Genomic DNA, 6,094 nt, shown 5'->3' on the forward strand with positions numbered 1-6,094 from the left:
TGGGTGCGGCCTTACCAACCGCCAGCATGCCCGGGACATCGTGACAGCGCTGGTCGTCGATGGCGCCCTGAGACGTCTTCGCGGCCAGGCTAGGGGATTGCAGTTGCCGTCCGACGTCGACGAGGCGGTGCGCAAGGCCCGAGCAGCTGGGTATGTGGTCTTCGACGCCAGCGCCGCAGGACTGCCGCCGTACGGGACGATCGCCCTTACATTTTCCACACTGCCCATGATGCCCGACATCGATCAGATCGCCGGAGGCGATGACGGAGGCGGCAATGACGGGCTTGGAGCGGAGCGGGACGGACCTGAAAGTCCAGCGTGCGATCGAAGGGCGGTACCTGCCCGAGGCGCGCGCCGATCGGCGCTCGGCGCAGGCAGCGTCGAAGGCGGCGCTCCAACCGGCGCCGTCGACGGTGCGGTGGAACAGCCGGCCGACCAAGGCAGACCGAAAACGCGACGAAGCAGCCGCCGCCGAGCGCGCGGCCCGCGCGGCCCGCGCGACGGAGGAGGATCGCCTGCTCCGGGCAGCGCAGGCGGCGCAGGCCGAGCGGTGGGATCATAAGCGTCACGCGACGCCGGCGACGATGGACGCCGCGATCGAGAACGAGGTTTGCGTCGAGGCGCGCACGCGATCGGGTGCGCTTGCCCGGTTGTTCAACACCCGGTCGATCGATGCCGGCCAGCTCGCGGCCGCAGTGGAGATCGCCGGCGTCGCCGAGCGCATCGCGCGCGACGTGACGACCAAGTCGGCAAGCTACGAGGCACGGGTCGATAACGGGCGGCATGGTGGTGCTGCCGAGGAGAAGCTGAGCCAGGTGCGGCGTGAGATCGCGTACAGGGACTGGCGCAAGGCGGTACGCGGCCCCCTCGGTGCGGTGCTTGACATGATCGTCGGCGACACCATCGGGTACACCGTCGTGGCGCGGCGATACGGGATGAGCGAGCATCGCGCCAAGCGGGTGCTGATCGATGCGCTCGACCTATGGCCCAGCGTTATAGGTCGCGTCTGTCGCCTGATCGATCAGGCCGACCTCGACCGGGCCCAGGCGCGGCTCGCCTAAATTGCGGACCTGACAAAATCCACACTCCCAAAACCGCGGTGCAGACGGCAAATACGACTCCGCAACAGCTGCGCCCGGTGAAGGGCTCAGGAAGGCCGCCGCTCCCGCCGGAGTTGGCGGCCTTCGTCGTTCCGGAGCCAAGAATGCCGCCCAAGCCGTCGCAGAGTGACATCGCCGGCTTACCGCGGCGCGCCGCTGCCCGTGGCCATGATGCAGGGCAGCGGCGCCACCCGGCGCCGACGGCGGCCGACCGGCTTCGCGAGCTGAGCGACGAGGTCGACGAGGCGATGCGTCTGGAGAGCCTGGGCCCGCGTGGCGCGGCCGAGCATGATCGGCTCGTCGCGATGATCGAGACCATAGCCGCGCTCGGGTGCGCGCTGAAGGAACACTACCGCGGCCCCTCATCGCGTCCATGCCGCCTGCCGGCGTACGTGTCGGCCGACGGCACAAGGTGCGGCTGGTGATGATCGTCGACGGCGCCGCGTGGCTGAAGGAGCTCGAGGCCAAGCCCGAGACGGTGGTGCTGCTTCCTCACGACGAGGCCGTCGCGCTCGCGCGATCGCTCGCCGGCATGCAGGCGATGGCGGCAGGCCAGCGCCGCATGACAGCGACCGTGGAGCAGCTGCGCCTGCCAGTCTAGCGCGCGGGTACCGACTGGGTATCGCACCTGATCTGGGCCGCTTTGACGCGCGAAAAACCGCCACTTTTCACGACCGGGGCGGAGGGCGCCTCCGCCATGCTCCCGAGAAGAGTCATCATGTTCGATGACGATTGTCTGACCACCAGCCAGCGGCTGCGCTCCTTCTGCGTCGTTCAAGCGATTGCGATGGGGACCATCAGCGACGAGGTTGTGCGAGTCGCCGCCGAGATCGAGGGCTATGTGCTCAACGGCGTCGGCGAGCAGAAGCCCGACGCCGAGCAAGCCTGATCGTGGCCGAGATCTCCAACGCCGAGCAGCGCCGGCGCACGAAGGCAATGCGCCTGATGAGCGAGGCAGATCGCCGTGCCGCGATCGATGCCGCGCCCAATGTCATCGGCTTCAACCGCTTCGCCGATGTCGCCCGCCAGCGCGACCTGACTGAAGACTATCGCCGCCCGCGCGGCGGTGGCGCCAGCTGAGGAGCTGAAGATGGATGATCGACTGAAGCGCAACGGCCTGACGTTCCGCGCCGGTGAGCAAGGGTTCGTCTTCTACGACGATCATACGCGCGGCACGGGTGAGCCGAGCCGCAGGTGGGCTTTCTCCACAATCGAAGCGGCGGCGCGCTGGCTTGTCGATCAGTTTGAGGAAGACCACGAGGAGCGGGCGCTCACCGATTGCGACTGCGACATAAACATCTGCAGTCGTAATCGGACGCGCCGGCGGTAATGGCTACCCCGCATCCTGCCGCGATCGAGGTCGGCGGAGACCTATACCTGCGCGATGCGAAGGGCAGCCTGGTCCCGCTCACGACCATCAAGGCCGCCGATCTCCTGATGGATGAGACGGTGCGCGGGATCACCGATCGCGCCAAGGTGCTCTCCGCGCTAATCCGCGCCTTCAAAGGCGAGACATTCGCCGACGTCGGCGCGCTGCAGGCGCTGATCGCCCAGCAGTATGGCGCGGCGATCGGCGGCGCCAAGGGCAACGTGACGCTCACCAGCTTCGACGGCTGTCTGAAGGTGCAGGTCCAGGTCGCCGATCTGATCGAGTTCGGCCCCGAGCTGCAGGCGGCGAAGACGCTGATCGACGAATGCCTTTCCGAATGGGCAGCCGGCAGCGGCGCCGAGCTGCGCGCGCTCGTCAACCGCGTCTTCTCGGTCGACAAGCAGGGTCAGATCAACCGCGCCGAGCTGTTCATGCTGCTCCGCGTGGAGATCCAGGACGCGCGCTGGGTTCGCGCCATGGAGGCGATCCGCGAAAGCATTCGCGTGATCGGATCGCGCACATACGTTCGTTTCTACGAGCGAGACGCGCCCGACGGCGCCTGGCGCGCGATCTCGATCGATCTGGCGACGGCGTGACCATGCGGCTCGATCAACTCGCTATGCTCAACCGGCTCGTTGCCGAGCGCGACAGGCTCATTGTGCAGCGTGACTTGCTCACCACGGGTCGCGGGCTCGCCGTGCAATTCAACGGCGCCGCGTTCGACGCCACCGTGCACAACCTGGTGCGGCCTGTAATCGTCGGCGAGATGAACGGACGCCTGCGTCGGATCGAGGCGGACCTGAAAGGTCTCGGCGTCGAGATCTAGTCCGTGCTGGCGATACCTTCCTGATCGAGACCGTGACTCAGGCCGGCACCGTCCAAGCGAACGGCTGATGATCGCGAGCTAGTGCAACACGTTCCACGATCGTTCATAGGGCTCCGCTGAACGGAGACCGTAATGAAGCTCATTCTACCAGCGATCACGAGCGCGCTCTTGCTGTCGGGATGCATCTTGGGCTCCCGCGACGACATCGATCACGTGCCGCGGTCTGCTGCCGGTACTGATCCGATGTTGACGGCCAAGGCAACGCAGGCGGTCGCGAGCTGCATGGGGCAGGCGTTTGGGACGACTGCCGAATCAATAGAAGGCGGTTTCTCTGTCGCCGCTCAGGGCGGAAGTTATCGCGTGCTCGCGTTTGATGACCCGCTGAAGCGGTACGCGACGCGAGTGGATATCGTAGGGTTCCATGATCGCGAGACGGGCCGGCTTGCGGCTAGGTGCCTGATCGACTGATCTGAAGACTACACAGTCGCGGCGAGCGCATCTCCGGGCGAACTATCATGCTCGCGATCAAGGTTGACCTTCGGCCAGCGCAACGCGCGCTCGGCGATATAGGCGGCCAAGTTGCGTTCGCCAGCGCCCTCGGCCTGACGCAGCTCGCCGCCGGCGTGCAGGTCGTCGAGGTCGAGGAGGAGGCAAAGACCTTCGACAAAGCCACGCCCTTCACGAAGAATGCGTTCGCCAAGAAGCCCGCCACGAAGCGGGACTTGGTCGCGACGGTGTTCGTGAAGGACATCCAGGCGGGCTACGTCGCGCCCTATGTCGTCGGCGGCGATCGCTCGCTCGGCGGCAAGAAGGGGATGCTCGTGCCGATCGGCGCGCGCACCAATCAGTACGGCAACCTCACCAAGGGCGCGCTGGCTCGGCTGAAGGACAAGCCGGGCGTCTTCATCGGTAAGGTGCAGACGAAGCGTGGGCTCGTGTCGGGCGTGTGGCAGCGCACTGCGGCTCCGCGGCGAACCAAGGGCGCGCCGGTCCCCGGCACGGCGAAGCTGAAGCTGCTGATCGAGTTCGAGGACACCACGCCGGTGGCGAAGCACCTCAATTTCTACGGCCGCGCCCGCGCCTACGTGGCGCGTAATGCGCGGCCCGTCATGGAACAGGCGCTCGCCACCGCGATGCAGCCGAAGCGGAGTTGACCATGATTCCTTGGAGCTTCGTCCATCTCGCCTGGTGGCTGGCGCCCCGCGCGGGCCGAACGCTGCGGGTCGAATGGACGCACGGCGCGCGCGGCGCAGATCGCATCACCATCACGAGACGGTGCCACCCCTACCGCCTCCCATGGCATGCCGCGGGTCGGTCAGTGGCGGCCGCCCGGGCGGCCGGCGGCTACCACCCCTAGGCCGTTTGGGTCCTTCCTACCCCCCTATCGAAGCGTGGGTATTGCGCGCCCCGGGCCTTCCCCAGCTACGGGTTCGAAAAAGTGGTTGCGCTCCCCGCAACCGGTTGCGGGTGGTTGCGGGGTAAACGCCTATGACGCTCGTCTCGCTGACCGCGTTCGCCAAGCTGCACGGCGTCAAGCGCCAAGCGGCGACGCGGTGGAAAAGCTCAGGCGCGCTGGTACTTAGCGGCGATCTGGTCGATGTTGCAGCGTCCGACAAGCGGATGCGCGATGCGGGGCTGGGGCGCTTCAAGCCCCCCGCAACTGACCCGCAACCGACCCCCGCAACCGACCCCGCAACCAGCGGCCGGTTGCGGGGGGTGGTTGCGCCCGAGGTAGCGGCCGCGGTCGACGAGGCGGTTGCTGATCTCGCCAGCGCGGTCGAGGACGGCGAGATCGACGAGGTCATCGCCGGCGGCTTTATCGAGCAGCTTCTCGCCGGGCAGTTCCGGTCCAAGGTCGAAGCCAACGCGATCAAGGAGAACGCCCTCGCGCTGAAGCATCTGCTGGCGGCGAAGAAGGAAGCTGGCACGCTGGTCGAGCTCGAGGTGGCCGAGCAGGTCATCTTCAAAGATCGCCGGGCCGCTCGCGACGCCTGGCAGGCTTGGGCCGGCCGATTCGCGCCGCTGATCGCCGCAGATCTCGACATCGACGGCTCGACGCTGGCGGAGGCGCTGAAGCCCTATGTCCACCAGCAGCTCGACGAGCTCGGCGAGCCCGACCTCGACTGGGCCGGAACCGACGAAGGCTGAAAGGCTCGCTCGGGCAGCGCGCCGGGGCTGGACCCCCCCGCCCAGGATCAGCATTCCCGACTGGGCCGACAATGTCCGAGTGCTGGCGGGCGAAGCCGGCAGCACGTCGGGAAAGTACCGGACCGCGCGCGTGGAGATCGCACGCGGGCCCATGCTGGCCGCAACTGAGCCGGGCGTGCGCAAGATCACCGCCATGGTGGCGACGCAGCTGCTCAAGACGACGCTGATCGAGAACCTGCTCGGCTACCACATTCACCTCGATCCGTGTCCGATCCTGATCGTCCAGCCGAAGGATGCCAGCGCTACCCAGTTTTCGAAGGAGCGGATCAGCCCCTTCATCAAGGCGACCCCCAAGCTGCGCAGTCTCGTCGGGTCGTCTAAGACCCGCTCGGCCGGCGACACGCTCGACTACAAGGCGTTCCCGGGCGGGTTTCTCGGGATCGTCGGCGCTGGCAGCCCCGACAACCTCGCACGCCGGCCGGTGCGGCTCGTGCTGTGCGACGAGGTCGATAAGTATGCGCCCCTGAAGGAGGGCAAGCCGCTCGACATTGTCGAGGAGCGGCAGGCCACCTTCGAAAGCAACAGTCTCAATGTTGCGGTGTGAAGGGCGGTGACAAACCCGGCCACAGGAACGCCGGCGCAGTGCTGGCG

The 6,094-nt window shown here is 67.1% G+C and carries 12 protein-coding genes; 11 read left to right on the top strand and 1 reads right to left on the bottom strand.

The genetic code is table 11. From position 1 onward, the window contains the following. Positions 1 to 275: 275 nt before the first annotated feature. Complete coding sequence (locus tag ACFE65_RS10345) at positions 276 to 1,061, top strand: hypothetical protein (RefSeq protein WP_375382281.1); 786 nt, start codon at positions 276 to 278, stop codon at positions 1,059 to 1,061. A gap of 179 nt (positions 1,062 to 1,240) precedes the next feature. Here the strand turns inward: ACFE65_RS10345 and ACFE65_RS10350 are convergent, their stop codons facing one another. Next, complete coding sequence (locus ACFE65_RS10350; protein WP_375382282.1) at positions 1,241 to 1,450, bottom strand: hypothetical protein; 210 nt, start codon at positions 1,448 to 1,450, stop codon at positions 1,241 to 1,243. Between the two features lie 23 nt (positions 1,451 to 1,473). Between ACFE65_RS10350 and ACFE65_RS10355 the strand changes: the two genes are divergently transcribed. From ACFE65_RS10355 to ACFE65_RS10400, 10 genes are all read left to right on the top strand, one after another. Further along, the gene (locus ACFE65_RS10355) at positions 1,474 to 1,701 is read left to right on the top strand and encodes a hypothetical protein (protein ID WP_375382283.1); all 228 of its coding nucleotides are present in this window, start codon (positions 1,474 to 1,476) and stop codon (positions 1,699 to 1,701) included. A 117-nt stretch (positions 1,702 to 1,818) separates the two neighbouring features. Further along, positions 1,819 to 1,989 (top strand): hypothetical protein, encoded by a 171-nt coding sequence (locus ACFE65_RS10360; protein WP_375382284.1) that lies wholly within the window; start codon positions 1,819 to 1,821, stop codon positions 1,987 to 1,989. Positions 1,990 to 1,991: 2 nt separating this feature from the next. Continuing rightward, entirely contained in the window at positions 1,992 to 2,180 is a 189-nt protein-coding gene (locus ACFE65_RS10365) for a hypothetical protein (RefSeq protein WP_375382285.1), read from the top strand. A gap of 10 nt (positions 2,181 to 2,190) precedes the next feature. Beyond that, positions 2,191 to 2,430: a hypothetical protein gene (locus ACFE65_RS10370; RefSeq protein WP_375382286.1), complete on the top strand. Its 240-nt coding sequence runs from the start codon at positions 2,191 to 2,193 to the stop codon at positions 2,428 to 2,430. Then, positions 2,430 to 3,065, top strand: coding sequence for a DUF3164 family protein (locus ACFE65_RS10375; protein WP_375382287.1), 636 nt, complete (start codon positions 2,430 to 2,432; stop codon positions 3,063 to 3,065). The genes ACFE65_RS10370 and ACFE65_RS10375 overlap by 1 nt, the downstream gene beginning before the upstream one ends. Beyond that, positions 3,062 to 3,295 (top strand): hypothetical protein, encoded by a 234-nt coding sequence (locus ACFE65_RS10380; RefSeq protein WP_375382288.1) that lies wholly within the window; start codon positions 3,062 to 3,064, stop codon positions 3,293 to 3,295. Before ACFE65_RS10375 ends, ACFE65_RS10380 begins: the two co-directional genes overlap by 4 nt. A gap of 132 nt (positions 3,296 to 3,427) precedes the next feature. After that, positions 3,428 to 3,763, top strand: a complete 336-nt coding sequence (locus tag ACFE65_RS10385) for a hypothetical protein (protein WP_375382289.1) — start codon at positions 3,428 to 3,430, stop codon at positions 3,761 to 3,763. A 47-nt stretch (positions 3,764 to 3,810) separates the two neighbouring features. After that, positions 3,811 to 4,449 (top strand): hypothetical protein, encoded by a 639-nt coding sequence (locus ACFE65_RS10390; RefSeq protein WP_375382290.1) that lies wholly within the window; start codon positions 3,811 to 3,813, stop codon positions 4,447 to 4,449. 466 nt (positions 4,450 to 4,915) lie between these two features. Then, positions 4,916 to 5,443 (top strand): hypothetical protein, encoded by a 528-nt coding sequence (locus ACFE65_RS10395; protein WP_375382291.1) that lies wholly within the window; start codon positions 4,916 to 4,918, stop codon positions 5,441 to 5,443. Between the two features lie 79 nt (positions 5,444 to 5,522). Then, positions 5,523 to 6,047: a phage terminase large subunit family protein gene (locus tag ACFE65_RS10400; protein ID WP_375382292.1), complete on the top strand. Its 525-nt coding sequence runs from the start codon at positions 5,523 to 5,525 to the stop codon at positions 6,045 to 6,047. Positions 6,048 to 6,094: the final 47 nt, after the last annotated feature.

This window comes from uncultured Sphingomonas sp. (assembly GCF_964237335.1).
In the GTDB taxonomy this organism is placed as follows: domain Bacteria; phylum Pseudomonadota; class Alphaproteobacteria; order Sphingomonadales; family Sphingomonadaceae; genus Sphingomonas.